The 24,736-nt window shown below is 56.2% G+C and carries 23 protein-coding genes and 1 tRNA gene; 10 read left to right on the top strand and 14 right to left on the bottom strand.

What is annotated here, in order from left to right:
- Positions 1-26 precede the first annotated feature (26 nt).
- Positions 27-572, top strand: a complete 546-nt coding sequence (locus BFV97_RS16070) for a YaeQ family protein (protein WP_069301418.1) — start codon at positions 27-29, stop codon at positions 570-572.
- Between the two features lie 191 nt (positions 573-763).
- On the opposite strand, the gene BFV97_RS16065 is transcribed toward BFV97_RS16070, so the two are convergent.
- Together BFV97_RS16065 and pcaD are read right to left on the bottom strand one after the other, a co-directional pair.
- On the bottom strand, positions 764-1,708 hold the full coding sequence (locus BFV97_RS16065; RefSeq protein WP_342672152.1) for a DMT family transporter: 945 nt from the start codon (positions 1,706-1,708) through the stop codon (positions 764-766).
- Between the two features lie 78 nt (positions 1,709-1,786).
- On the bottom strand, positions 1,787-2,623 hold the full coding sequence (gene pcaD / locus BFV97_RS16060; protein WP_245667771.1) for a 3-oxoadipate enol-lactonase: 837 nt from the start codon (positions 2,621-2,623) through the stop codon (positions 1,787-1,789).
- Positions 2,624-2,661: 38 nt separating this feature from the next.
- On the opposite strand from pcaD, the gene BFV97_RS16055 reads away from it, so the two are divergent.
- Positions 2,662-3,429: an SDR family NAD(P)-dependent oxidoreductase gene (locus BFV97_RS16055; protein WP_069301415.1), complete on the top strand. Its 768-nt coding sequence runs from the start codon at positions 2,662-2,664 to the stop codon at positions 3,427-3,429.
- 27 nt (positions 3,430-3,456) lie between these two features.
- Here the strand turns inward: BFV97_RS16055 and BFV97_RS16050 are convergent, their stop codons facing one another.
- The 4 genes from BFV97_RS16050 to BFV97_RS16035 form a co-directional block, all read right to left on the bottom strand.
- Entirely contained in the window at positions 3,457-3,699 is a 243-nt protein-coding gene (locus BFV97_RS16050) for a hypothetical protein (RefSeq protein ID WP_157888349.1), read from the bottom strand.
- Between the two features lie 351 nt (positions 3,700-4,050).
- Positions 4,051-4,127 (bottom strand) — tRNA-Arg (locus BFV97_RS16045).
- 43 nt (positions 4,128-4,170) lie between these two features.
- Entirely contained in the window at positions 4,171-4,482 is a 312-nt protein-coding gene (locus tag BFV97_RS16040; protein ID WP_069301413.1) for an ETC complex I subunit, read from the bottom strand.
- Positions 4,483-4,622: 140 nt separating this feature from the next.
- A complete protein-coding gene (locus tag BFV97_RS16035) occupies positions 4,623-5,906 on the bottom strand; it encodes a sensor histidine kinase (protein ID WP_069301412.1) in 1,284 nt (427 codons plus the stop codon).
- 572 nt (positions 5,907-6,478) lie between these two features.
- On the opposite strand from BFV97_RS16035, the gene uvrB reads away from it, so the two are divergent.
- The gene (gene uvrB, locus BFV97_RS16030) at positions 6,479-8,662 is read left to right on the top strand and encodes an excinuclease ABC subunit UvrB (RefSeq protein ID WP_069301411.1); all 2,184 of its coding nucleotides are present in this window, start codon (positions 6,479-6,481) and stop codon (positions 8,660-8,662) included.
- Positions 8,663-8,726: 64 nt separating this feature from the next.
- Here uvrB and BFV97_RS16025 read toward each other — a convergent pair whose 3' ends face one another.
- Positions 8,727-11,021 carry a glycosyl hydrolase family 28-related protein gene (locus BFV97_RS16025; protein WP_069301410.1) on the bottom strand — a complete coding sequence of 765 codons (2,295 nt, stop codon included), beginning with the start codon at positions 11,019-11,021 and terminating at the stop codon, positions 8,727-8,729.
- A 118-nt stretch (positions 11,022-11,139) separates the two neighbouring features.
- Positions 11,140-11,550 (bottom strand): DUF4864 domain-containing protein, encoded by a 411-nt coding sequence (locus BFV97_RS16020; RefSeq protein ID WP_069301409.1) that lies wholly within the window; start codon positions 11,548-11,550, stop codon positions 11,140-11,142.
- Positions 11,551-11,688: 138 nt separating this feature from the next.
- Between BFV97_RS16020 and BFV97_RS16015 the strand changes: the two genes are divergently transcribed.
- The gene (locus BFV97_RS16015; protein ID WP_069301408.1) at positions 11,689-12,171 is read left to right on the top strand and encodes a HugZ family pyridoxamine 5'-phosphate oxidase; all 483 of its coding nucleotides are present in this window, start codon (positions 11,689-11,691) and stop codon (positions 12,169-12,171) included.
- A gap of 127 nt (positions 12,172-12,298) precedes the next feature.
- Here BFV97_RS16015 and BFV97_RS16010 read toward each other — a convergent pair whose 3' ends face one another.
- Entirely contained in the window at positions 12,299-13,945 is a 1,647-nt protein-coding gene (locus BFV97_RS16010; RefSeq protein ID WP_069301407.1) for a lysine--tRNA ligase, read from the bottom strand.
- Between the two features lie 101 nt (positions 13,946-14,046).
- Here BFV97_RS16010 and BFV97_RS16005 point away from each other — a divergent pair, with 101 nt between their 5' ends.
- Positions 14,047-14,478, top strand: coding sequence for a tellurite resistance TerB family protein (locus tag BFV97_RS16005; protein WP_069301406.1), 432 nt, complete (start codon positions 14,047-14,049; stop codon positions 14,476-14,478).
- 4 nt (positions 14,479-14,482) lie between these two features.
- On the top strand, positions 14,483-15,172 hold the full coding sequence (locus BFV97_RS16000; RefSeq protein WP_069301405.1) for a glutathione S-transferase N-terminal domain-containing protein: 690 nt from the start codon (positions 14,483-14,485) through the stop codon (positions 15,170-15,172).
- Between the two features lie 101 nt (positions 15,173-15,273).
- On the opposite strand, the gene BFV97_RS15995 is transcribed toward BFV97_RS16000, so the two are convergent.
- On the bottom strand, positions 15,274-16,170 hold the full coding sequence (locus BFV97_RS15995) for a calcium-binding protein (RefSeq protein ID WP_069301404.1): 897 nt from the start codon (positions 16,168-16,170) through the stop codon (positions 15,274-15,276).
- A 290-nt stretch (positions 16,171-16,460) separates the two neighbouring features.
- On the opposite strand from BFV97_RS15995, the gene rpsO reads away from it, so the two are divergent.
- The 4 genes from rpsO (at position 16,461) to BFV97_RS15975 (ending at position 21,532) form a co-directional block, all read left to right on the top strand.
- Entirely contained in the window at positions 16,461-16,730 is a 270-nt protein-coding gene (gene rpsO / locus BFV97_RS15990; RefSeq protein ID WP_069301403.1) for a 30S ribosomal protein S15, read from the top strand.
- Positions 16,731-16,812: 82 nt separating this feature from the next.
- Complete coding sequence (locus BFV97_RS15985; protein WP_083225693.1) at positions 16,813-18,027, top strand: MFS transporter; 1,215 nt, start codon at positions 16,813-16,815, stop codon at positions 18,025-18,027.
- 184 nt (positions 18,028-18,211) lie between these two features.
- Entirely contained in the window at positions 18,212-20,335 is a 2,124-nt protein-coding gene (pnp, locus tag BFV97_RS15980) for a polyribonucleotide nucleotidyltransferase (protein WP_069301401.1), read from the top strand.
- 78 nt (positions 20,336-20,413) lie between these two features.
- Positions 20,414-21,532, top strand: a complete 1,119-nt coding sequence (locus tag BFV97_RS15975) for a hypothetical protein (protein ID WP_069301400.1) — start codon at positions 20,414-20,416, stop codon at positions 21,530-21,532.
- Positions 21,533-21,545: 13 nt separating this feature from the next.
- Here BFV97_RS15975 and BFV97_RS15970 read toward each other — a convergent pair whose 3' ends face one another.
- The 4 genes from BFV97_RS15970 to BFV97_RS15955 are packed head-to-tail and all read right to left on the bottom strand — an operon-like array spanning position 21,546 to position 24,718.
- The gene (locus BFV97_RS15970) at positions 21,546-22,397 is read right to left on the bottom strand and encodes an alpha-1,2-fucosyltransferase (RefSeq protein WP_069301399.1); all 852 of its coding nucleotides are present in this window, start codon (positions 22,395-22,397) and stop codon (positions 21,546-21,548) included.
- Positions 22,394-22,969, bottom strand: a complete 576-nt coding sequence (locus BFV97_RS15965) for a CatB-related O-acetyltransferase (protein ID WP_069301398.1) — start codon at positions 22,967-22,969, stop codon at positions 22,394-22,396. The genes BFV97_RS15970 and BFV97_RS15965 overlap by 4 nt, the downstream gene beginning before the upstream one ends.
- Positions 22,962-23,690 (bottom strand): glycosyltransferase family 25 protein, encoded by a 729-nt coding sequence (locus BFV97_RS15960; protein ID WP_069301397.1) that lies wholly within the window; start codon positions 23,688-23,690, stop codon positions 22,962-22,964. The genes BFV97_RS15965 and BFV97_RS15960 overlap by 8 nt, the downstream gene beginning before the upstream one ends.
- Positions 23,675-24,718, bottom strand: a complete 1,044-nt coding sequence (locus BFV97_RS15955) for a glycosyltransferase family 4 protein (protein ID WP_069301396.1) — start codon at positions 24,716-24,718, stop codon at positions 23,675-23,677. Before BFV97_RS15955 ends, BFV97_RS15960 begins: the two co-directional genes overlap by 16 nt.
- Between the last annotated feature and the right edge of the window lie 18 nt (positions 24,719-24,736).

Here is a 24,736-nt window from a genome sequence, read left to right as displayed (position 1 = left end):
CAATCATCACAGGTTTGGGACAGATCATGGCGCAAAAGGCCACCATTTATAAAGTCGAGCTCTCGGTTTCGGATATGGACCGGCATTACTATGAAACCCACAAGCTCACGGTGGCGAAACATCCGTCAGAAACAGATGAACGGCTAATGGTGCGGCTTGTTGCCTTTGCGCTGAACGCCCATGAACATCTGGAAATGACCAAGGGTCTATCCACGGATGATGAGCCGGATATCTGGCAGAAAAGCCTAAGCGGTGAGCTTGATGTCTGGGTGGCTTTGGGGCTTCCGAGCGAGAAAGTGATGCGGCAATCCTGCAGCAAGGCCGGCAAGGTGGTGATCTACCCCTACGGCGGTCGAACGGCCGAGATGTGGTGGGACAAAGTCAAAAACAGCACCACCCGTTTCGATAATCTTCAGGTTGTGTGTTTTCCCGAAGCGGACACGGCTGCATTAGCCAAGCTCGCAAGCCGCGCAATGAAAATTCAGGTTAACATTCAAGATGGCCAAGTGATGGTCAGCGCGGATGAGGGCATTGTCTATGTGACCCCAATAGAATGGAAGGGCGCCGCGTAACTGCGGGTGCTTTTTTCAGGTGCGATCCGAGGGAATACAGGCAAACCGCAACGCAGCCGTGCGCCGTGGCATGTTATTCATCATTTATTAGCTTTTGGCAGCTACGACATTTCGGAAAAGCTTTAGATGTCTTGTTTCGTCACGAACCGCATTAGTTGTGCTCAATACCCATAAGGAGATTTGGCATAACTTCAAGCCTTCACCGCCGCGGCAGGGGGTGTTTTAGCGCGGCGGGACAGCACCCATTCGCGGTAGGATATGAAGCTGACCGAACAGATGATCACGCCGCCGCCGAGCAGGACAAACACATCCACGGCCTCTCCAAAGACCACCAGCCCCAGTATGGTGGCCCAGATCAATTGCAGGAATGTGACGGGTTGGGTAACGGCCAGTGGTGCAGCTTTGAGGGCTTTGGTCATGGTGAAATGGGCCGTGGTTGCCAAGGCCCCGACAAGGGCCAGCCAGAACAATTCAGACATGCTCGGCGTTTTCCAGACGGCGATTGCGAAGGGGGCGATGCCGATGGTCACAAAAACGCTCAGCATTCCGACCACCAGCGACGGGCCGGCCTGAGTAGTCAGGCGTTTGGCCACCAGATAGGAAACCGCAAACATCGGCGCGGAGAGCACCTGTGCCATCTGGCCTGCGTTAATCTCTTGGATACCGGGGCGCAGGATGATCATTGCGCCGATGAATGCGATCACAATCGCCGCAATACGGCGCAGGGCCAGTGTCTCACCCAGAAACACAGCCGCGCCAATTGCGATGTAAATCGGTGCGAGATACCCGATCGCCGTCACCTCAGCGATGGGAATACGCGCCATTGCGTAAAACCACAGGATCACGCCAATGGCATGGCAAAACCCGCGTAACGCAAAGGTGCCCACCAGCCGTCGGTCCAACTGGTGCAGCCATTTGGTGCCCATGAAAGGCAGGATGAACAGCACCCCGAACAGATACCGGATGAAGGCCGCTTCCGCCGCAGGCACACTGGCCCCCACATAGCGCACGATGCCGGTGACGCCGACAAACAGCACACCCGTCAATAGCATCCAGCCGATCCCCACCCAAGGGCGGCCATAATCCATGTCCGGCACATCAGAAGCCATTGAAATCACCTGTACAAGAGTCGCCACACCCAACCCCAGATACACAAGAGGCGCAAGGGCGACCTGCCGAAATACCGCTACGGATATGGCCGGATCAGGCGGGACTCAGGAATGGGCTTTCAAAAAGTCCCGCAACAGGGAGGTGAAGACTTCAGGCTTTTCGACACAGGGCAGATGGCCCGCGCCGCGAATGATCTGAAAGCTGGAACCGCTGACCAGTTCAGCGGTTTCGCGCACCATATCGGGCGGTGTGGACCCGTCCTTATCCCCGACCACAGCCAGCACCGGCAGGCTGAGCCGCGCCGTGCTTTCCAGCAGGTCCGTGTCGCGAATGGCGGCGCACACACGGGCGTAGCCTTGGGCAGTCGTGCGCACCAGCATGTTGCGCCACATGGGAAAGTCGGAATGGTTGTGGAACTCCGGCGCGAACCAGCGTTCCAGAATGCCATCGGCCATCGGACCCAGTCCCTCTGCCTGCACTTTGGCGATCCGTTCATTCCACATATCGTCATTGCCGATCCGCGCGGCTGTGTCTGCCAGCACCATGACGCGGACCAGATCGGGACGCTCCGCTGCAAGCCCCTGCGCAATCAGCCCGCCGACCGAAAGCCCTACGACAGTGGCCCCCGAAACCCCGAAATGATCCATCAGCGCAGCCAGATCCCCGACCAACTCGCCCATGCTCCAGCCGTCCTCGGGATCATCGGACAGGCCGTGCCCGCGTTTGTCATAGCGCAGCACCCGATAGTCCTGCGCGAGATCCGCCACCACCGCGTCCCAGATCCGGAAATCAGTGCCCAGCGAATTGGAAAACACCACCACAGGGGCGTCCGAGGGGCCTTCGATCTGGCAGTGTAACGCTGCGTTGTTAACCTCTACGATCCTTGAAACCATGACACCGCGTCCTCTTGCCTGTTGTACTTTGATGTTCACATCTTTCATAAAGACCCCGAGAAAACAACATTCAAGGATATGCGAGAATGACCAGCCTTTCGAATAAATCAGCCATCGTCACCGGCGGTGCTTCGGGTCTTGGTGCGGCGGTTGCGACCCATCTGGCAAACCTCGGGGCCAAAGTCTGCCTGTTTGACATGAATCCGGATGCCGCCGCCACCACCGCTGCCAAAATCGGCGCATCCTGGCAACAGGTCGATGTGTCCGACGCCGAAAGCGTTGCCGACGGGTTTGACGCGGCACGCGGGGCGCAGGGTCAGGAAAGCATTCTGGTGAATTGTGCCGGAATTGGTCCGGCGGCGAAAACTGTGTCCAAGGGCGCACCCCATGATCCGGCACTCTTCGCCAAAGTGATCGGCGTGAACCTGCTGGGCTCGTTTTACTGCGCATCCCATGCTGCGGCTGGCATGGTGCAATCCGATCCCGCCGCACCCGATGGAGAGCGTGGCGTGATCATCAACACCGCGTCTGTCGCGGCTTATGAAGGTCAGGTCGGGCAAGTGGCCTACGCCGCGTCAAAGGGCGGGGTCGTCGGGATGACCCTGCCCATGGCCCGCGATCTGGCGGATAAGGGTGTGCGCGTTGCCACAATCGCGCCCGGTCTGTTCAAGACACCGCTGCTGGAAGGTCTGCCACAAGAGGTTCAGGACAGTCTCGGCGCACAGGTGCCCTTCCCGTCCCGCCTTGGCGACCCGAAGGAATTTGCAGCGCTCGTGGCGCATATCATCGACAACCCGATGCTGAACGGTGAAGTGATCCGTCTGGATGGCGCGATCCGCATGGCGCCCCGTTAAACGTGAAAGACCGGAGCGGGCCGCGCCCTAGGCTGCCCGTTCCTCTGCCAGATAGGCCGCCAGATCTGCAAAGACCTGCTCGCACTCCTGCGCCTTTTCTTCGAGTTTCCTAACCTTCAACCGATCCCCCTGCTGGCGGTATTGTTCCGCAAGCGCCAGGCTTGTGCGCCGGATTTCCACGATCGATACACAGGTCGTCCAGTCCTCCGAAGTCGGGGCCACCCCCGCCTTCTGAAAAGCCGCATCGAAAATTTCTTTGAATAGTGTCATGTCGATCCGTTCCGCTTTTGTCTCCACCAAAGGTCCTCCATCCTTTGCTATAAACTAAGCTAGATTTGAAAAGTGGCCAATTAGCGGCAAAAGTTAATAATTCGTTAACAAATCATACAGCTGGCAGAAAAAAGGGTGTTTTAGCGCTGCAACCCTGGGGATATTGCGCAAGAAGGGGACTCACGCAGATGGTCGGATCAAGACGCATCCGCCCAGCGAAACAGGTCCGGCAAAGGGGCATGGAAAAAGGGCCGCGTTGCGCAAAACGAGTAGGTCGCTTGCAGAAGCAGCGTTAACGATAGCAAAAACAGATAGATAGCACAGGGTACGAGACCGGTTGCCCTGTGAAAGTGGCGATCCCATCAGGACTCGAACCTGAAACCCTCTGCTTAGAAGGCAGATGCTCTATCCAGTTGAGCTATGGGACCGTTAAACGCGTTCTGACCAAAAAACCTGTGGTTTGCAAGCCCCTCAATGGGTCCAGACAACCCGTCTGTTTGTGGCAAAGTTGTCACCGTAACCGCCGCTGCGCACGTTTTGCTTGCGGTTTTTAGGGTCAACGATGGTGAAGGGAATGCCGTTGGTAGAGGCGTAATCAACCGCGGCATCCTTGCTGTCAAACATCAACCGGATCTGGCTGTTCATATCGCTCGAACTGGTCCAGCCCATCAACGGGTCGATCTGGCGCGGCTCTTGCGGGCTGAATTCCAGAACCCAGTTTTTCGTTTTTGCCTGACCAGATGTCATGGCATTGCGTGCAGGTTGATAAATTCGTGCCAGCATGGGTATCCTCAACTCTCCCGTTTCGGGATGATCTAGCGCATTATGTGCACTGACAAAAGGTAAAATGCACAGGTTTCCGTGGCATTTTACAACACTATTCATCCGTATAATAGCGTGGGCGGCAGGGTTTGCACGTATAATTAACGCGGCAGGGTGACACAAAAGGCCGCCCCGCCCAAAGAAGACCCCGCCACGGCGATTTCGCCGCCCAGATTCCGGACAATCTTACGCACCATCGGCAGACCGATTCCCGCGATCTTGCCCTCCTGCCCCGTCCCGTCCAGTGTCGCGAACAGCGTGAAAATCCGCTCCCGATGTTCCTCTGCAATACCGGGGCCGTTATATTCGACCGAGATTTCAACCGTCTGCTGTTTTTGCACCAGCCGGATAAGCAGGTTCGGATCGGCCGAGGTTCCATGTTTCACCGCGTTCGAAATCAGATTGCGCAGAACGATGGTTAATTTGGCCTTATCAATGCGTATCCTGTCGCCGCCTTCAATGACCACCGGCAGATGCGGCGGCGCGTCCATCTCAATGATCGAACGGACCAAAACCCGCAGATCCACCAGTTCAATCCGATCCGCCAGTGCACTGGTCCGCATCAACCCGAGGGTCCCCTCCACCATCGCATCAACCCGCAGCGTTCTTTGTCGGATAAGCTCAAGATCATCGCGGCTTTCCAGTCCCAGCCGGCCCTTGTTCTCGGTACAATCGGTGATCACCTCTTGCACCAGAAATGCAATCTGTTTGAGCGGTGAACGGATGTCGTGGGTCGCAATTCTGGCCATATCCTCCAGCTCCTCTGCGTAGATGTGGGCGGCGGCCAGTTCCCGCGCACGCCTGCGCCGTTCCGCAATCAGGAATACGAAGACAACCCCCACCGAGATCAGAAATGCCCCGAGAAGAAGCACGATAGCCCTGATGAATGTCGCGGTCCGCCGCGCCTGTTCCGTTGCGCGTGTGGCCAATTCCGCACGGGCGGCGGTTGCGACCTGCTGGATGTTTTCAAAGGCGGAACTGTCGTCTATGCGCACCCGATCATCAATCTGCGCCGGTATGAGGCCTTGACTGTGCAGTGTTTCAACCCGTTTGATTGCGACGGAATACTGGTTAATCACGTTACGGGTTGCCTCAAATCCCCGCACCATATCGAGGTGTTGTACCAACTCGGACAATCCATCTAGTTCCGTTAATAAACGATCCACGTTCTGTTGTGCAGCATCGCGATAAGCCGTTTCTTCAGGCCGCAACAGGTAATTTTTAAAGTTATGGATGAGTCCGCCATACCCCAATTCCCGTTCAAAGGTCAGCATTCTAGCCGCAAGTTCGGCAGCCAGATCCCGCTCCACCCTTGGCGCAGTCCAGTTGCTGAAAACGGTTAGGGCCAAAGCCGCAACGCCAAGCGCGGCTGCGACAAGAACCAAACCAAGTCTATTATGATATCTACCAAAATATTCCATGCATCGCCCCGGCGATTGTTCCACTTCAGGCTAGGGGCAATTGATTACCAAATCGTATACAAGTTCGGAAATTGCGCGTTGGCATCACAAAATTAAAGCTGCAAAAATTGGAGGGAGGCTATCGACCGGACGCAGGGAGCGAGGGGTGGGTGGTTGATATGCACCCGATCGATAGCCGGTCTTGCTGATCGCAAGGCCATTCAGGCATAAAATTGCCTTTTTTCAATCACAAATACCCCAATGGGTTGCATTTTATGCGCACTCACAACTCTTAATTGCGCAAGGCGCCATACTCGTTACTGCCCGGTTTGAAGATACCTGTCATCTTGGTCGGGATGGGTCCGACCTCCGCCAATATTCCAGCGAGAAGTAAACAAATGATTAACCATGGCCGAAAACCGGCGCCTAATACTGACAAATATTGTCATTAAATGCCCGTCAATTTGCCGGAGGAATGGTGAAAGTGCCGGAAATCCCTTATTCAAACCTTGAACGGGAACAAAAGACGATCATTTAATGGCGTCAAAGGAGTCTCCATGAGTGATATGCAAATGCCCCTGACCACGCCGGTTCCCCAGCATCGCGGAAAGCTGGAGGGCGGGCGTAAAATTGTTATGCATACGGAATTCAGCCCTGCCGGAGACCAGCCAACCGCCATTCGCGAACTGGTTGCCGGTGTACAAGACGGTGAACAAAATCAGGTCCTGCTCGGGGCGACCGGCACGGGCAAGACCTTTACGATGGCCAAAGTTATTGAGGAAACTCAACGACCTGCGATTATTCTGGCCCCGAACAAAACTCTCGCGGCGCAATTATACGGCGAATTTAAATCGTTTTTTCCCGATAATGCAGTGGAATATTTCGTCAGCTTCTACGATTATTATCAACCAGAAGCCTACGTCGCGCGGTCCGACACCTATATTGAGAAAGAGAGCCAGATAAACGAACAGATCGACCGGATGCGCCACTCTGCCACCCGCGCCCTGATGGAACGGGATGATGTGATCATCGTGGCGTCGGTGTCCTGCATCTATGGTATCGGTTCCGTCGAAACCTACACGGCCATGACGCTCGACCTGATCACGGGACAGGATTATGACCAGCGCGGGGTCATGGCGGATCTTGTCGCGCAACAATACAAACGCAATGATAATGCGTTCACACGTGGGTCGTTCCGCGTGCGTGGCGACAGTTTGGAGATATGGCCGGCCCACCTTGAGGATCGCGGCTGGCGGTTGTCGTTCTTCGGGGAAGAACTGGAAAGCATCGTCGAATTTGACACGCTAACCGGCGAGAAACACACCAGTCTGGACAAGGTACGGGTTTACGCAAACAGCCATTATGTGACCCCGCGCCCAACGATGAATCAGGCGATCAAAAAGATTAAGGAAGAGCTTAAAATACGGCTCAAACAACTGGAAGGCGAAGGAAAACTGCTCGAAGCGCAGCGGCTGGAGCAACGCACGAATTTCGACCTTGAAATGCTTGAGGCGACCGGCGTGTGCAACGGCATTGAAAATTATTCCCGCTATCTGACCGGGCGCGCCCCGGGGGAGCCTCCACCCACATTGTTCGAATATATTCCGGATAATGCCATTGTTTTTGCTGATGAATCCCATGTCTCGGTCCCCCAGATCGGCGGCATGTACAAGGGCGACTACCGGCGCAAGTTCACCCTTGCCGAACACGGCTTCCGTCTGCCGTCCTGTATGGACAACCGACCGCTGAAATTTGAGGAATGGGATGCAATGCGCCCGCAATCGGTGTTTGTCTCTGCCACCCCGCAAAAGTGGGAGTTGGAGCAATCCGGCGGCGTTTTTGCCGAACAGATCATCCGTCCGACCGGACTTCTCGATCCGCCGGTGGAAATCCGCCCTGTAGAGACCCAAGTGGACGACCTGCTGGATGAGGTGCGCAAGGTCGCGCAAGAAGGCGGACGCGTGTTGGTGACGACGCTGACCAAACGAATGGCCGAGGATCTGACCGAATATATGCACGAACAGGGTATCCGCGTGCGCTACATGCACTCGGACATTGATACGCTGGAACGTATTGAAATCCTTCGGGATTTGAGGCTCGGGACGTTTGATGTGCTGATCGGGATCAACCTCTTGCGGGAGGGTCTGGACATTCCAGAGTGTCGTTTGGTGGCAATTCTGGATGCCGACAAGGAAGGTTTTTTGCGCTCCGAAACCTCGCTCGTGCAGACGATCGGACGGGCCGCGCGTAACGCTGAGGGCCGCGTGATAATGTATGCGGACCGGATCACCGGCTCTATGGAACGCGCCCTTGATGAAACTAACCGGCGCCGCGAAAAGCAGCATGCCTACAACGTGAAACACGGGATCACGCCGGAAACGATCAAGAAAAACGTAGATGATGTGCTCTCCGGTCTCTATGAGGGCGACACCGATATGTCGCGCGTGACGGCGAAAATCGACAAACCTTTGGTCGGCGCAAATCTTCAGGCCCATCTCGACGGGCTGCGCAAGGATATGTTGAAAGCGGCGGAGAACCTCGAATTCGAAGAGGCAGCCCGTTTGCGGGACGAAGTGAAACGGCTTGAGGCGGTGGAACTGGCGGTGGCGGATGATCCGCTCGCCCGTCAGTCCGCAGTAGAGGCCGCATCCGAGGCCGCGCAAAGATCCAAGGGCCGCTCGACTGCTGGCAAGGCCGGAACGCGCGTTTACAAAGGTAAGAGTCAGAAGCGAAAGTTCTGATCGCACTGCGGCCCGCCCCGATCATCGGGGCGGGCGCGTGTATTACCTGTTTCAGCGCGGGGTTTTAGATCGTATCGTCACACCGAACGGTCGCCCGTACAGTCCCTTTCACAGGCTCCGACCAATTTATGTCAAAGCTTTTTCCGCCCGTGCCAACGCCCCCCTCTCCGTAAGGTTGGGTGTAGATTTTGCTGTTGGAGCCATTCCGGATCGGACCGTCCGGCACCAGCGCCGTCACAAAACGCGCCTGCCCGTCGAACGGCATATGCTGGTTCAAACTGGTGCGCCACTGATCGTCCACCGTATTACGATTAACCTCAACCGTGACGGGGTTCATGAAGGGGGCATCTACATTGTTAAACGTATTGCCCTCCACCGTAATATTGCGAAATTTACTGCTGTCCAGTCCGGCAACAGCGTCATCGACCATCTCTACCCTTTGCAGCGACGGACCGCTGAAAGCCTTGAAAACATTGCCACTAATGTTAAGCCCGTTAATGAAATGCCCCGTGCCATAGGGTTTTAACGACAGCCAACGAAACCACGCCGCTGTGCCGGAAGCCGTGAAATGGTTGCCGGTGATCGTCAACCCGCCAAAGGAAAATCCGCTGGTGATACTGGGTGTGGCGTCATGCTCGTTGGTCCAGTCGATAAAGGCGTTATCCACATAATTTCCGACAATAGTCATTTTCGGATGGTTGTTGGTGATGACGATCCCCGCCGAGCGAATATTGCCGCCGGTTGGATCATCCTGAAAGAAGTGATTGCCCGACACAATCGCGCCGGAACCGCCGATCACCGCCCAGTGCAAAAACCGCAGCGCCCTGTTATGCCGCAGCTTTAAATCGTTGCTATTGCAGTTAAAGCCGACTGTTTCACGGGCCGACACTGCCAAAGGCTGTTCGTTTGACAACCATTGATTGCGATCCAGCATCATTCCCGCACAGCCGCGCCCCGCAGAGGTCAGCCCGCGATCCTTCGGAGAGGTAAAAAAGCAATCTTTCACGTGGAAAATCAAACCCGTGTCAGCCAGCAGAATGCCGCTGGACCGGCCATTGCAGGCAAATTCGATGTTCTCCAGCGTGAAGCGAGCCAGGTTCGAAAATCCCGAAAAATCGAGCATGTATCTGAACCGCGTGAAGGTGTAACTCTGGCTGGTCGGGGCGTCCCACAAGGGGTTTGACAGAGTGATCTTGCCCGTCGCTGTATCCACACTCCGTACGTAGATTTCGCGCCCGACTCCGGTGCCCGTTACCAGCGATCCCGCCTCGACCCCCGCCGGATTGGACAGGCCGGACAGCGTATAAGGATCGCTCGCGTCGTAGGTCGCGGCACGCGTTACCGTACTGACATCCCATTGCGCGCTGGAGGACGCTGAAATCCGGCCGTTCCGGATCACCCGCCGCGTTGAATAAGAACTTTTATTCCCCACTGCCGCCTGCACATCAATTGGCGCACTAATATCAACAGAGCGCCCGCACAAATCCAGCGAGTCGTGATCCGTAAAGTTGAACAGGGCCTGAACAGCCTTTTTGAAGGCCAGCTCCTCATCCCCGAAAGCGGTAAAATACGTGGGGTAGTCAAAATTCTGCAAAAGTTGAAAAAGGGCATCATCTGGCATCAAAACCGTGCCTTGAAAGCGTATTTCCGACGCAATTGTGATAGAGCTATCCAGATAGAACGCGCCCTCGGGCACCAGAACCGTCCGCCCGTCCGCCACCGCATCGGCCGCTTCAAAAGCGGCTACATTGTCTGTGGTGCCATCCCCGACAGCCCCGAAATCCGTGACATCAACCACGTCGAGCATGGAGCGAGTGTAGATGCTGCTCACATCTTCAATGATCAGATCGTCAATCCGCACCACGCCGTCATTCACACCGGTCAGGTCAATGCCGAAATGCCCGTAGACGGCCTCCTGCCCCCAAACCATATCAACGCCGCCCCGATGACCCGAACCGACGATGGCCGAGACTTCAACCACCTCTCCGTAGTTTTGCAGAGCTTTGGACGGTCCGGTTTCAACCACACCGGACAGATGCCCGCCGCCGCTTTTGCCAGCCCAGGCCGCGATGCGGACAGAAGGCAGCGGACCACTCACCGCTTTGATACGCGCCCGAATCTGCCAGTAACATCCGGGTTCCATCGGCGTCTGGCCGGTGTAGCGCAGCCTTTGAACATTGTCGGTTTTCAGCAGTTCGAGACACCCGCCAAAATCCGCATCCGCCGCAATAAGCGTAGCGTTGGCCGCTCCGTCGTAGGTGTCTGAGCCTGGTGTGCCGTCTTCGCGTGACCAGACATCCAGCCCGAATTCGAACGCAGGCGGCATCAGTTGCAGACCGTCAGTTAATGCTTTGTTCATAAAAAATCCTCTCAAATCCGGCACATCAGCAGGCCGCAATCGGATTGAGAGTTATCAAAGAAAACTGAACAGACTGTCGCTGCGCCGAACGCAGCCTTAACGGGGTATTAACCGCGCTTTAAGCTCCTACCGCCGGAGACTTTTCGATACTGACACCCGTAATCTGCCACCGCCCGTCCACCTGCGCCATAGAATAGCGGGCAATATAATACTGCCCCTGACGGTCCATAATAGAGACATATTGTTGAAGGGCGCCGTCTTCTTCCCGAAGTTCATTGAAAATCACTTCTGCAGGACGATGGACCATAGGATACCCCTGCCGGACCATCACGCCAAACCGCTCCGCTGTGCGAAACATCTGCTTTATATTTGGCGCCGCAAAGGTGAAGGCCGTTTCAAAATCATCCTTCAGAAATGAGTCAATCTGCGCCCCGATCACAGCTTCTATATCGCTGTTCTGGGCCTTTACCGGCGCCATCCACAGAATTCCGACCGCCGCCAGTGTCGCAAAAAAGGTAAAAATACGCATTCTAAACCTCCCTGTAATATTCTAAATCTAGTCCGGCGCAGCACTGGGTCAAACCGCTCTTGATCCCCTGTTGGAAAACCGGCATCACTACAACAGCCGTCAGAGCCATTCCCGAAAATCCAGCATGAGGTCCGCACCATGCCCCAAGACCCGATCCGTCCCACGGACGCAGAGGCAATTACTCTGGCAAAGTCATTGATCCGGAACGCAAATTTCGGTGCGCTCGCGGTGATAGACCCGAAATCCCGGACTCCCAGCGTCACGCGGGTGGCGGTGGGCACCACAAAGGATGGCGTCCCCGTGTCACTGATTTCCGATCTCTCGGCCCACACCAAGGCGCTGCGCAACGATCCCAATTGCGGCCTCCTTCTAGGAGAACCGGGCAGCAAGGGCGATCCGCTCACACATCCGCGCATTTCCATTCAGGCTCAGGCAACATTCTTGGACAAATCCACCGCACAATACGCCGCGATCCGCAGTCTGTATCTCCAAAGCCATCCGAAATCGAAACTCTACATTGATTTTGCAGATTTCAACTTTGTGACCTTAGAAATCACATCCGCCGCGCTTAACGGCGGTTTCGGCAAAGCCTATGAGCTATCGCCGGACGATCTCATCTAGCACACCAGCTTCTTATGGCTAAAAATATCCAATTTTCAAAAGTCGCCACTTACACGAACCCTGCAAAAAGGGCGATGAACCGCAGTCCACCGCCCAAATACCTTGCACGTTCCGGACAATGTTGCTCTTACCCCAACTCTCCGGCAAGTCCGGCCTCGATCAGCGCAACAGTCTCATCCACGCCGTAAAGTGCCACAAACCCGCCGAAACGCGGCCCTTGCGACGCCCCGAGCAGCACTTCATAAATCGCCGTGAACCAGTCACGCAACGGCTCAAACCCGTGGTTTTTCCCAACAGCGAAAACGATCGACTGCAAATCATCTGCATCGCTGTAATCAAGCGTCGCGACCAATCCCTCGTCTTTGCCCATCGCAGCGTTCTTCTTGTCGATCATCGCTTTGGCAACATCCGCGTCCCGCAGCGCCGCCGCAAGATCCTCCAGCGCAGCCCGCTCCTGTGCGCTCGGCGCGCGGAACTTTTTGCTTGGTTTCACGAAATCATGGTAATAACGCACCGCAAATCCGGCTGCCGCATCAAGGGTCGGGTTCGTCTCGGGGGACGCGTCGGGCGCGTATTTATTGATAAAGCCCCAAAGTGCATCCTTGGTTTCCGCGCTAGACACAGATGCCAGATTCAACAGCATTGCAAAAGGCACCACCATATCGCTTTTCGGAACATCTGCCCCGTGGATGTGAAACACCGGATTGTTCAGCCGTGCCGCAGCATCCTGCGTTTCATAGGCTCGCAACTGCTGATGGTATTCATCCACCGCTTTGGGAATCACGTCGAAATGCATCCGCTTGGCTGTCTTTGGCTTGAGGTACATGAAATAGGCCAGCGATTCCGACGAGGCATAAGTCAGCCATTCGTCGATTGAAACACCATTCCCGGAGGTCTTGGAAATCTTCCGTCCCTCTTCGTCAAGGAACAGTTCATAGGTAAAATGCTCCGGCTTGCGGCCGCCCAGAATTTCACAAATGCGATCATAAATCGGCGTATTGGTGGAATGATCCTTGCCGTACATCTCAAAATCAACATCGAGCGCCGCCCAGCGTGCGCCGAAATCCGGTTTCCATTGCAGCTTCACGTTACCGCCGGTGACAGGCAGGGTGATCTCGTTCCCGTCCTCGTCGTCAAACGTAATCGTGCCATTTTTGCCGTCCACATGTTTCATCGGCACATAAAGCACACGTCCGGTTTCAGGATGGATCGGAAGAAAAATAGAATAGGTTTCCTGACGCTCTTCCCGCAGGGATTTCAGCATCACCTTCATCACATCGTCATAACGTTCCGCCGCACGCAACAGGATCTCGTCGAATTTACCGTCACGGTAAAATTCGGTAGAGCTGATGAACTCATACTCAAATCCAAAAGTATCCAGAAAACGGTTCAGCATCGCGTTGTTATGGGCGCCAAAACTTTCATACTCGCCAAAAGGATCAGGCACCGAGGTCAGCGGACGCTGGAGATGTTCAACCAAACTGTCAGGATTGGGTACGTTGCCCGGCACCTTGCGCATACCGTCCAGATCGTCGGAAAAACAGATCAGGCGGGTTGGAATATCAGACATCACTTCAAAAGCGCGGCGCACCATGGTGGTCCGCGCCACTTCCCCGAAGGTACCGATGTGCGGCAGGCCGGATGGACCATAACCGGTCTCAAACAGCACATAACCCTTTTCGGGCGGCGCCTTTTCGTACCGTTTCAAAATCTTGCGGGCTTCCTCGAAGGGCCATGCTTTAGAGCTCAGTGCAAGATTGCGAAGGTCAGACATTTTTATCATCCGGTTTTAGAGGGGTTCAAAGCCCACTCCCTATTGCTCCTGCCCGCTTGCGTCAATATTATCAGACGGATTAACCATTAAAGGGCGAAAGCATGACCCGCACAGACCCGACAGACAGCCTTTGGAACCTTCAGGACGGGCTTGTGGCCATGATGATTGCCACTTCAGTATCCGATGAACTGATCCGCACCGCGGAATTGCTGTCGATCGAACGTATCGTTAACCATCTGCCCATCTTTGGCGCCTATGATGCCGACCGGATTCGCGGCATTGCCCAGACAGTGTTTGACCTGCTGGAAGAAGAAGACGGTCTGGACGCGCTGTTTGGCATGGTACGTGAAGCAATCCCCGAAAAGTTCCACGAGACGGCCTATGCGCTCTGCTGTGATGTGGCGGCCTCGGACGGACGGTTGGGCGAAAGCGAGCTGCGATTTCTTGAGGAAACACGGTACGAGCTGACCATCGACCGGCTACACGGGGCCGCGATCGAACGGGGCGCCCGCGCCAGACATTTGACGGAATAATCCGGTGTCAGACCCGCTCGATTTTTACTATTGGCCCACGCCGAACGGTTGGAAGGTTTCTATTTGCCTGGAGGAAATGGAACTGCCCTACACCACCCGCCTGTTGGAAATTGGCAAAGGCGCGCAGTTTGAACCGGAGTTTCTGGCGATCAGCCCGAACAATCGCATGCCCGCTATCGTGGATCACGACACGAACGGAGCGCCGATCCCCGTGTTTGAGAGCGGCGCAATCCTGTGGTATCTGGCGGAAAAAACTGGCAAATTTATCTCAACCGATCCGCTGCAGCGTAAAGAGACGCTGGAATGGCTGTTCTGGCAAACCGGCAATCAGGGACCGATGGCCGGGCAGCACAGCCATTTTCACAATTATGCGCCGGAAAGCGAACGGGACGGATATGCGGCCAAACGCTATGCTGGTGAGTATATGCGTTGCCTCGGTGTGCTTGAACGCCGCCTCAACGGACGGGATTATATCATCGAAGATTATTCCATTGCCGATATGATGTGTTGGCCTTGGGTGCTGATCGGCAAGGCTATGGGCCTGCCGCTTGACGATTATCCCCGCGTCGCCGCTTGGCGTGCGCGTATCAAGGAACGGCCAGCCGTACAACGGGGTGTCAATCTGGGCAAAGACAACCGACCGAACCGTCCACATACAGACGCCGAACGCAACATTTTGTTCAACCAGAAATAACCACCCCGAATTGCGCTGGGACTTAAGACTACGACCAAGCGGCTCTTTTTGGTTCAAATATCCATTTCCTGCAGGATCGGCACACCCTATCCGTGCAATTGTTAAACCAGCTTTAACTCCACATCCTCAAGCCGGATTCCCTGCCCGCCCGGAACGCGCATCACCTCATATCCGTCTACAAAGACCGAAGCCCCTGTTCCATCAGCAAAATCCTGAACCTCCACCTGAAAATCCGACAGCTCCTGCATCCCTTCGTGACTGTCGATTTCCACACAGAGGGTATCCACTGCGGGGTTGAAATCCGCAATTACAGGGGCGTGTTCCACCCAAGTGTTTGCATATGTGGTGAACCTGTCAGCCCCCGCCCCGCCATAAAGCTTTGCCGTGCCATAGGCGTGAAGATCGTCGTCCCCTACGCCGCCATAAAGCAGATCAGGATCGTCGCTGTCCCCGCTTCCAACAGAGACGAGCCTGTCGTTCCCCGCCCCGCCGTAAACAGTATCGGTCTGAATGCCGGCGTCGATAACATCATCCCCCGCACCGCCGTCAATTTCCGACTGTCCGTGGCCGCTGGTGATCCTGTCGTCACCATCGCCGCCATAGATCAGCGCAGCATTGTCGCCATCGCGGATCGTGTCGTCGCCGTCACCACCGTAAAACACGCTGAGCCGATCACCGTCAAATCCGCCTTGCAGCTTGTCATCACCGCCGCCACCGTAAAGCTCAACATCGCCGTGCCAGTCTGTCAGCAGATCGTCTGCGCCACTACCGTATTGCGCATCTTCGGATAACGTATCGGCGGGTGCCACATTGCCAGTATCCTGCGCGACAACTACCGGTTCGCCCGCGCCCTCAGGCATCAACAGGCTGGTGTCCCGTGGCAATGGATCGTCACGATCCTCCCCGTCAAAGCTGTTGTCGACATCATCATCGGCAACGGCCCCGCCCAGCGCGGAACCCGCCAAACCCAGCATGGAGAGAATGAGAACTTCGATCATATTAATCCCGTCTTACAGCGCGGACAGGCGCCGGACTGACGGCGCTGCCTGTTGACTAAATAACAGAACATTCCAGAAACATACAGCATTTCAACCACTTATGGTTAACGCGCATTAACCACCACACGGCCATTTCACGCGCATGTGGCGGACTTCACGCTTTTTCCTTTTCTTTCCGGTGATTCCCGCCTATAGACCCCCATCCGCCATTCGGGCGGAGCCTCCACGGGCCCTGCTGGACGACATCCCGGCTTGTGCCATAACCCTTTAACCTTAAGAAGGAGACCCCGATGTCGATTACTCCAGAGCATAAAGCTCAACTGATGAAAGATTACGCAACCAAAGAAGGCGACACAGGTTCGCCCGAAGTACAGGTTGCTATCCTGACATCCCGCATCACCACGCTGACAGAGCACTTCAAAACCCACAAGAAAGACAACCATTCCCGTCGTGGTCTTTTGAAACTGGTTGCGCAGCGCCGGAAACTGCTGGACTACACCAAAGCGAAAGACGAAGCACGCTATCAGGACCTGATCAAGCGTCTGGGCATCCGCCGCTAAGGCTCTCGCCTATTACAGTTAGGGAACGCCGCACCGTGTTATCGCGTTGCGGCGTATTCCGTTTGGGGGTAGCGTCCCGCAAATGACCCATAGATTTCGATTTTCTTTACAATCATTTATCGTAATAACTATTTGTGTTTTCCTGTTCGGGATGGGCCAGTTCCACCGCGCTGCGGGTGCGATTGTTGCTCCGGTTTGGCAGGATGAATACCTGCTGACGGCGGATCAGCTTGGTCTGGTGATTTCCGTCATCTTTATCGTCAATATCGTCGCGCAAGGGTTTATCGGTTCGCTGCTGGACCGAGTCGGCCCCCGCCGCATCATCAGTCTTTTCCTGCTGATCCTCGCCTTTGGAACGCTGGCTTGCACCTTCACCTCCAGCTTCACCACCCTGATCCTCGCCCGCATCCTGCTGGGACTTGGCCTGTCTGTGGGCGGCGTTGGCATGTATATGCTGCTGGCGCGGAATTTTCCGGCGAACCAGTTCGGGTTCCTGAACGGATTAATGGTGACACTCGGCGGCTTTGGCGGCTTGCTGGCCACCTATCCGCTGGCGGTCGGCATCGCGCGGTTCGGCTGGATCAACGTCTTTATCGGCCTCTCCGTCTTTACCGCCGCATTTGCTGCTGCGGTGTTTCTTGTCACCAAGAAAGACCCTGTCGATCAACCGGATCAAAGCGGTCCTGCCCCCGGATTCCTCGACCTGTTAAAAGACGACAGGGTGCGCCCCGTTCTGATCATGTCCTGCGTAATCTGGGCGCCGATCACCGCGATCACCGGCCTTTGGGGTGGTCCCTATTACAAAGCCGTTCACGCCCTCTCGCTGGAAGAAACCGGCCTGTTCCAGATGCTGTTCTTCTGCGCAACTATGGCCTCTGGTACGGCTTATGGTTTCATTGACCGCTGGGGGCGGTTTTCCCGCTACAGTGTGATCCTGACAGGGGCTCTGACCTCGGTCGCCAGCCTATCTGTCCTTGCCCTGACACCGGATATGCCGCTTTGGGCCGCTAACGTCCTGTTATTCGTGATGATCTTTGCCCAGCAGTTCTATGTTCCGCTCATTGCGCAACTGCGCCAAGTCGTGCCTGACGCCGCGATCGGACGCGCCACCAGCCTCTACACGATCATCGCAGTCGCAGCGATTCCCACGTTCCAGACCCTGTTCGGCGTGGTGATCCAGCAAACAGCCAGCCTGCCCGCAGAGCAGAGCTACCGGCTCGGCTTTGCACTCATGGCGGCGATGGTGCTCGCCCCGACACTGGTCTTTGCCTTCTCCAAAGCGGCAAAGCAGCCCTGATCCACCAATACCGCCCGAAACGCCCTTTTGCTTTCCTTTTTTGTCAAGCTGCTGTATGGGAGCCCATCTGAAATGCAGTGATACGGCCCCGCCGCTGCAAACGATGGTACGGGGCGGGATGCAATGGGGCATCCAAACAACTAAGGCTATGCGGGAAGGCCCGGTAGCCTAGACAGGAAAAAGTATGTTTGACGAAGTCAAAAAATCAATTGAATGGGGCGGCGAGACGCTGACCCTCGAAACAGGCAAGATCGCACGTCAGGCCGACAGCACAGTTATCGCCACTTTGGGTGAAACATCTGTTCTGGCCGCTGTTGTTTTCGCCAAAAAAGAAAAGCCGGGAATGGATTTCTTCCCGCTGACCGTAAACTATCAGGAAAAATACTACGCCGCCGGTAAAATTCCGGGCGGCTTTTTCAAACGTGAAGCCCGTCCGACCGAAAAAGAAACCCTGACAGCGCGTCTGATCGACCGTCCGATCCGCCCCCTGTTCATTCCGGGCTTCAAACACGAAACACAGGTGACACTGACCGTTCTGTCCCACGATCTGGAAAACGATCCCGATATGGTGGCAATGATTGCAGCGTCTGCTGCGCTGACACTGTCCGGTGCCCCTTTCAGAGGTCCAATCGGCAGCTGCCGCGTTGGCTTCGTAGACGGCGAATATGTGCTGAACCCCTCTGTGGATGACATGCACGAACTGCGCAACAACCCTGAACAGCGCCTTGATCTGGTTGTGGCCGGTACAAAAGACGCCGTGATGATGGTTGAATCCGAAGCTTACGAGCTTTCCGAAGCTGAAATGCTCGGCGCGGTTCAATTCGCACATGACTCCATCCAGCCGGTGATCGACCTGATCATCGACATGGCCGAAGAATGCGCCAAAGAGCCGTTCGACTTTGAGGCACCGGATTACTCCGACATCCTTGGCAAGATCACGGCAATCGGTGAAGCCGACATCCGTGCAGCCTTTGCCATCACGGACAAACAGGAACGCACAGCCGCGATTTCCGCAGCCCGCGAGAAAATCATCGAAGGTCTGTCCGAAGAAGACCGCGAAGATGCAAACCTGTCCACCGCCATGAAAAAGCTGGAAAGCTCGGTTGTGCGCGGCGACATCGTGAACACCGGCAAGCGGATCGACGGGCGTGACCTGTCCACCGTGCGTCCGATTGTTGGCGAAACCGGCCTGCTGCCACGGACCCACGGCTCCGCCCTGTTCACCCGCGGTGAAACACAGGCGCTGGCTGTGACCACACTTGGTACCGGCGACGACGAACAGATGATCGACGCGCTGACAGGTATGTTCCGCTCCAACTTCATGCTGCACTACAATTTCCCGCCCTACTCGGTCGGTGAATGTGGTCGCATGATGGGTCCGGGCCGTCGTGAAATCGGTCACGGCAAACTGGCATGGCGCGCCCTTCAGGCTGTTCTGCCTGCGCCAACTGATTTCCCATACACCATCCGCGTTGTGTCCGAGATCACTGAATCAAACGGCTCCTCCTCTATGGCGTCTGTTTGCGGCGGCTCCCTGTCCATGATGGACGCAGGCGTTCCCCTGAAAGCACCGGTTGCCGGTGTTGCTATGGGCCTTATCCTTGAAGACGATGGCAAATACGCTGTTCTGACAGACATCCTTGGTGACGAAGACCACCTTGGTGACATGGACTTCAAAGTGGCTGGTACGGAAAACGGCATTACCTCCCTGCAAATGGATATCAAGGTTGCCGGTATCACCACCGAGATCATGGAAAAAGCGCTGGCACAGGCCAAAGACGGCCGTCTGCACATTCTGGACGAGATGAACAAAGCCCTGTCCGAAACAGGGGCTTTCTCCGAGCATGCACCGCGCATCGAAACCATCAACATCAATCCGGAGAAAATCCGCGAAGTGATCGGTTCCGGTGGTAAAGTGATCCGCGAGATCGTCGAAACATCCGGCGCAAAAGTCGACATCAACGACGACGGTGTGATCAAGATCGCTTCTTCCAACGGTGCGCAAATCGAGGCCGCCCGCGAAATGATCATGTCCATCGCAGCAGAACCCGAAGTAGGCACCGTCTACACCGGCACTGTTGTGAAGGTGATGGACTTCGGCGCATTCGTGAACTTCTTTGGCAAGCGCGACGGCCTTGTGCACGTCTCCCAAATGGCAAACGAGCGTGTTGGCCACCCCAAAGACGTTGTCTCCGAGGGCCAGTCCGTAAAGGTCAAACTGATGGGCTTTGACGATCGTGGCAAGGTTCGCCTGTCCATGAAAGTTGTCGATCAGGAAACCGGCGAAGAAATCGCCGCAGCCGAATAAAACAGGCCACGCCGGAATCTTTCCGGCACCCTGTTTGGAATTTGCGAAAGGCCCTGCACACTGCAGGGCCTTTTGTTTATGTCAGCACATGTTTTCCACGCTATAACAATGGAAATCACACCCAATGCCAAAGCGATCATGCCCCCACACGCCCATATCCTGACAGACATAGACCCGCGCCTGTTCCTGAAGCAGACACCGGACAAACAACCGGAATTTCAGGGTGTGCGTTTTACCTTCGGGTTAGAAGTAGATCCCGCTGCCGATGTGCTGATTATCTACACCCGAGCGTCATGGTCACTGCAAACCACCCTCCCCCGCGCCCGCACCTTTTTCGTTGCCGGAGAGCCGGAGGAAATTCACCCCTATTCTGCCGCCTTCCTGAACCAGTTTGCCGTGGTTGTCGCACCGGGGGAAAAGCCGCTTGAAACCGAACGGCTCGACCACAATTACTGCTTGTTGTGGTTCGCCGGAGTGGACTTTGCCAATCTTGACGGGGCACTTGGCTATGACCACTTCAAAGCGCTACAGCCGCCCGCCAAAGATGACAAAATCTCCATCGTCACCAGCACCAAGGCCAGCACCGAATATCACCGCAAACGTCTCGCGTTTATTGAGGTGTTGAAAGACAAAATCCCCGAACACATCGAACTTTACGGGCGCGGTTTCAAACCTGTTGATGACAAAATGGACGCGCTTCTCCCCCATAAATATCATCTCGCGCTCGAAAACGGCGCGGGGCGGTATAGCTGGACAGAGAAGCTCTCTGATCCGCTACTCTGCTGGGCGCTGCCGTTTTATGTCGGCTGCACCAATGTGACCGATGAACTGCCCGCTGACGCCATCGTGCCGCTGGACATGGACCGCCCCGAAGAGGCGATCAACCGGATGATGCAGGCCCGCGCGGACGATCTGTGGTCAGACAGGCTCGATACCTTGCGCAGCACCCGCCAGCTTTTGCTGGAGGACTTCAACACGATTGGCCTTTTCGCGCGGCTGGCGAAACAGGGGATGGACACACCCGCAGCGTCCGGACCGAAGCGGATGATCTACGCCGAACGTGCGCTGCCGCCGGAAAAGGGCAGTCGTGGCAGCCTCCCCGAAATGATCGTTCGGCGCGGGATTTCTACGCTCGCACCCGGTTTCGATCTGCGCATGGCCCGATTTCGTAAACGCATGAAGGAAAAACGCGGCTGATGGTCAGGGGCGTCTAGATCGTTAACCAACTGTCCGGTAGAATATCAGGGTTGCTCTTGTCAGGGTCAGCATACCAGCGGCTTGGCGCGACAACTGTTTTCACCGGATCGGGGTTCAGCCACGCCCCCCACCATGAAAACGAGGAATTGGCGATGATGTGGTGCTTGCAGGCCGCCATAAGCCGCAAATCCTCATAGTTTGTATCTCCGTCGTTATGCCCCACATAGCGCACTTCAAACGGCAGTTTCAGATTCTCGGCCACCCAAGCCGGATCATCCGAAAACGCATAGATAACCGGCGCTTCCACCTGCTCTGCAACTAAGCCTGCCGCCCGTACGTAATAATTCAGATCGCAGGTGCCGTGGGCCGCGTTATATTTTTCGTTGCTGACGTAATCCCCCCGCCGGATATGCAGGGATACCGCCGTACAGCCTGAGATTTCCGCCAGCATCTCGGTATTCTTGGCATTCGGAGGCGTCACAATCTGCAGATCCTCACGAATTTGCGCCGCAAAATCCGCAAAGTAGCGTTCCGATTGCCAGTAGCCCTTGAGATGGGTGTTATCGCCCAGATGCTCATACCCCGCATCATAGCCCATTGAAGCTTCGCGGTAGGTTTTCATCCCGCCGCCGCGCAACACCTTGGACAGCACTTTTAACGCCCCATCCTCTTTGGATGGGGGCAGGTTTTCCGCCGGAACGGTTGTGATGTTGAAATGGTCAAGCCCGACCTTAAAGGCTTTGGGGCGGTCATAATCCCGCAGGTCCAGCGACAGATCCACTCCGTGACGCAGCGCCAGTGCCCGTCCGGCGCAATACTGGAACAACTGGTTGCCCAGCCCGCCGCGAATACGGGTCGAAATCATGTCTCTGCCTCCAACCGCGTGATCTCTGCGGCAGCGGCATCACGGTCCAGTCTCCACCATTCGCTCGCGGCGATGGCTTGCTCACGGTCTTGCGAAAACCGTTTCTTGATAACCCGTGCCGGGCTGCCAGCAACAACCTCGAACGGTGCCACATCCTTTGTTACCACAGAATTGGCGCCGATAACTGCCCCGTTCCCGATCCGCACCCCCCGCAAAATCACACATTGCGCTCCGATCCACACATCATGGCCGATCTCACAGGGGCTGGCTGTAAGTTCTGCAAAGGCGTCGCGGGCAAACTCCGCAGAGGTCGATACCGCGTCAAGATCATGCTCGCCCGGACCAATGATCACACTGTCCGCAATCGAACAATACCGCCCGATCCTAGCCACCGAAACCGTGCAATTGTTGCCCAGATAGCTGTAAGCGCCGATTGCGCTGTGCCGATCGAGGTAACTGCCCCGCTGGATCTTGACACCCTTGCCGATTTTCGCGCGCAAAGAAACCCGCCCGCTTTTAATCCGCGTGCCGTGCCGTTGGTTAAATACTAGCCTGCTCAGAGGGTTAGCCATTTCTACTACGTCCTTTTACAGCCGCCCGATAACGCGCCCGCATCCATTCCCGCTTCATCTTTTCCGCAATCGGCTTACGGGTAGAAATGGTGCTGCCACCAGATTGTGCCGTGCGGTCTTCCACGCCCGAAGGCACAACACAAGCCAGTTGCAATCCGGTGTGCCAATGGCTTTGCAAGAACGTGTCCACAGGACGGTCCACCTGCTTTGTCAGGGCAAGCAATCTGACCGCCGCCGCGTTGCTGACCATCTGCGCCGAAGTTCGCAGTGGTGTGACCTTCGGCTGAACGATTGAGACATTTTCGCCGCGCGCAACCGTTTTACATTCCGGCACGGGTCGCACCTGAAACTGGATATAGCCGAGCGTATTTACATGCTGTGCTGCAAAGGTTGCGGCCCGGTCAAACCCGTCAACAAGCGCCACATCGTCCTCCAGAACCAGCGCCGCAGACAACCCTTGGTCTACGATCATTTGCCAGACTGTCCGGTGACTGAGAAAACACCCGAGTTCTCCGGCGTTCAGGGGAAAGGGATAGCGGGGCTTGAACAAGGGGTGATCTGCAAGCACGCGGTCTTGCTGCTCAGCGGATAAAACGCTGCCCTCCACCGCATCAATGACCCGTGCAGGATACGGAGTATCCGAAAGCAACCTGTCCACCTGCCCCCGCCGCCCTGTTGCGCGGGCCAGATGGATGATCAGCGTCTCTATCCGTTCTGCCATAATGCCTCATAGACTTGTGCGATTCCGTCGGCTTCGCCCTGGATGCTGTGAAATTCCCGCGCGCGGGATACTGCTGTGCGGGACATGCTGGACAGCGTGTCTTGGCTCGACAGCAGCCGGTTTATTTCGAACACGGCACCGTCGACGTCTTCCTGCCCCACCACACGACCCGCTGCGCCTTCGCCGCTGAAGGAACGGTAATAGCCTGTGTCGCTCGCCACAAAGGGCGCGCCCGAGGCCATCGCCTCCAGCGGGGTCATTCCGTAGCCTTCATAGCGGGGCAGTGCCACCAGCAGGGAAATTCCGCGCATCAAAGCGGGGAGCTTTTCGGGAGGCAGCTCTCCGACGAAAAGGATGCGATCGGACAATCCGGCAGCCGCAGCGCGTTTTTTCAAGTCCTGCGCGAACCCGCGATGTTCCCGTGCCGCCCGCCCGACGACCAGCGCTACGCCATCAGGGTGATCCGGCAGGATGCGGATCATCGCTTCCACAAACAGGTCCGTCCCCTTTTCCGGCCGCACACGTCCCACCGTGGCCATCCCGAACCCGCCGCCAAAGCCAAGCGCAGCCCAATCCGTGCCGCGATCCGAACCGGGGGAAAACCGTTCTGTGTCAACACCATGGGGCACCACTGCCCGCACATGGGGCACGAATTTTGCTGCCTCGGGTGTTGTTGCGATTACCGCATCCATCCGGTTGATCAGCCAGCGGGGATAGGCGGAATGAAACCGTTGTGCCGCCGAGGTGAAAACAATCCGGATCGGGCGGCGCAACACATCCCGCGCCCAAACCGCCACCCGCATTTCGGGGTTGCGACGCACGTGCCAGATTGCAAAGGGGCGGTCCTTCGGGGGCGTCTTGCTGGCGGCTATCGCAGCTTTCCGACTGATCGGCGCAGGACATCCGGGCAAGGGTTCACCCACCAGCGCCAGATCGAACTGTTCCTGCTGCACCCCGACAACCCCTGCCGCCGTGGCAGAGACTCCGGTGAAGTTCGGATTAAAATTTGTGACGAAGAGTTCGCGCACACAGCCCCCCTTATCCTG

The sequence above is a fragment of the Neptunicoccus sediminis genome (assembly GCF_001719615.1).
Lineage (GTDB): Bacteria > Pseudomonadota > Alphaproteobacteria > Rhodobacterales > Rhodobacteraceae > Amylibacter > Amylibacter sediminis.
Note: the sequence above shows the minus strand (reverse complement) of the source record. Positions and strands in the feature narration are given on the sequence as shown.

Excerpts from the sequence above, each read along its gene's own strand:
- BFV97_RS16020 (WP_069301409.1), bottom strand. The coding sequence starts at position 11,550 with ATGCGTATTTTTACCTTTTTTGCGACACTGGCGGCGGTCGGAATTCTG.
- BFV97_RS15985 (WP_083225693.1), top strand. The coding sequence starts at position 16,813 with ATGACCCATAGATTTCGATTTTCTTTACAATCATTTATCGTAATAACT.
- pnp (WP_069301401.1), top strand. The coding sequence starts at position 18,212 with ATGTTTGACGAAGTCAAAAAATCAATTGAATGGGGCGGCGAGACGCTG.
- BFV97_RS15975 (WP_069301400.1), top strand. The coding sequence starts at position 20,414 with ATGTCAGCACATGTTTTCCACGCTATAACAATGGAAATCACACCCAAT.
- BFV97_RS16040 (WP_069301413.1), bottom strand. The coding sequence starts at position 4,482 with ATGCTGGCACGAATTTATCAACCTGCACGCAATGCCATGACATCTGGT.
- rpsO (WP_069301403.1), top strand. The coding sequence starts at position 16,461 with ATGTCGATTACTCCAGAGCATAAAGCTCAACTGATGAAAGATTACGCA.
- pcaD (WP_245667771.1), bottom strand. The coding sequence starts at position 2,623 with ATGAAAGATGTGAACATCAAAGTACAACAGGCAAGAGGACGCGGTGTC.
- BFV97_RS15965 (WP_069301398.1), bottom strand. The coding sequence starts at position 22,969 with ATGGCTAACCCTCTGAGCAGGCTAGTATTTAACCAACGGCACGGCACG.
- BFV97_RS16015 (WP_069301408.1), top strand. The coding sequence starts at position 11,689 with ATGCCCCAAGACCCGATCCGTCCCACGGACGCAGAGGCAATTACTCTG.
- BFV97_RS16050 (WP_157888349.1), bottom strand. The coding sequence starts at position 3,699 with ATGACACTATTCAAAGAAATTTTCGATGCGGCTTTTCAGAAGGCGGGG.
- BFV97_RS16005 (WP_069301406.1), top strand. The coding sequence starts at position 14,047 with ATGACCCGCACAGACCCGACAGACAGCCTTTGGAACCTTCAGGACGGG.
- BFV97_RS16010 (WP_069301407.1), bottom strand. The coding sequence starts at position 13,945 with ATGTCTGACCTTCGCAATCTTGCACTGAGCTCTAAAGCATGGCCCTTC.
- BFV97_RS15995 (WP_069301404.1), bottom strand. The coding sequence starts at position 16,170 with ATGATCGAAGTTCTCATTCTCTCCATGCTGGGTTTGGCGGGTTCCGCG.
- BFV97_RS15960 (WP_069301397.1), bottom strand. The coding sequence starts at position 23,690 with ATGGCAGAACGGATAGAGACGCTGATCATCCATCTGGCCCGCGCAACA.
- uvrB (WP_069301411.1), top strand. The coding sequence starts at position 6,479 with ATGAGTGATATGCAAATGCCCCTGACCACGCCGGTTCCCCAGCATCGC.
- BFV97_RS15970 (WP_069301399.1), bottom strand. The coding sequence starts at position 22,397 with ATGATTTCGACCCGTATTCGCGGCGGGCTGGGCAACCAGTTGTTCCAG.
- BFV97_RS16070 (WP_069301418.1), top strand. The coding sequence starts at position 27 with ATGGCGCAAAAGGCCACCATTTATAAAGTCGAGCTCTCGGTTTCGGAT.
- BFV97_RS16055 (WP_069301415.1), top strand. The coding sequence starts at position 2,662 with ATGACCAGCCTTTCGAATAAATCAGCCATCGTCACCGGCGGTGCTTCG.
- BFV97_RS16025 (WP_069301410.1), bottom strand. The coding sequence starts at position 11,021 with ATGAACAAAGCATTAACTGACGGTCTGCAACTGATGCCGCCTGCGTTC.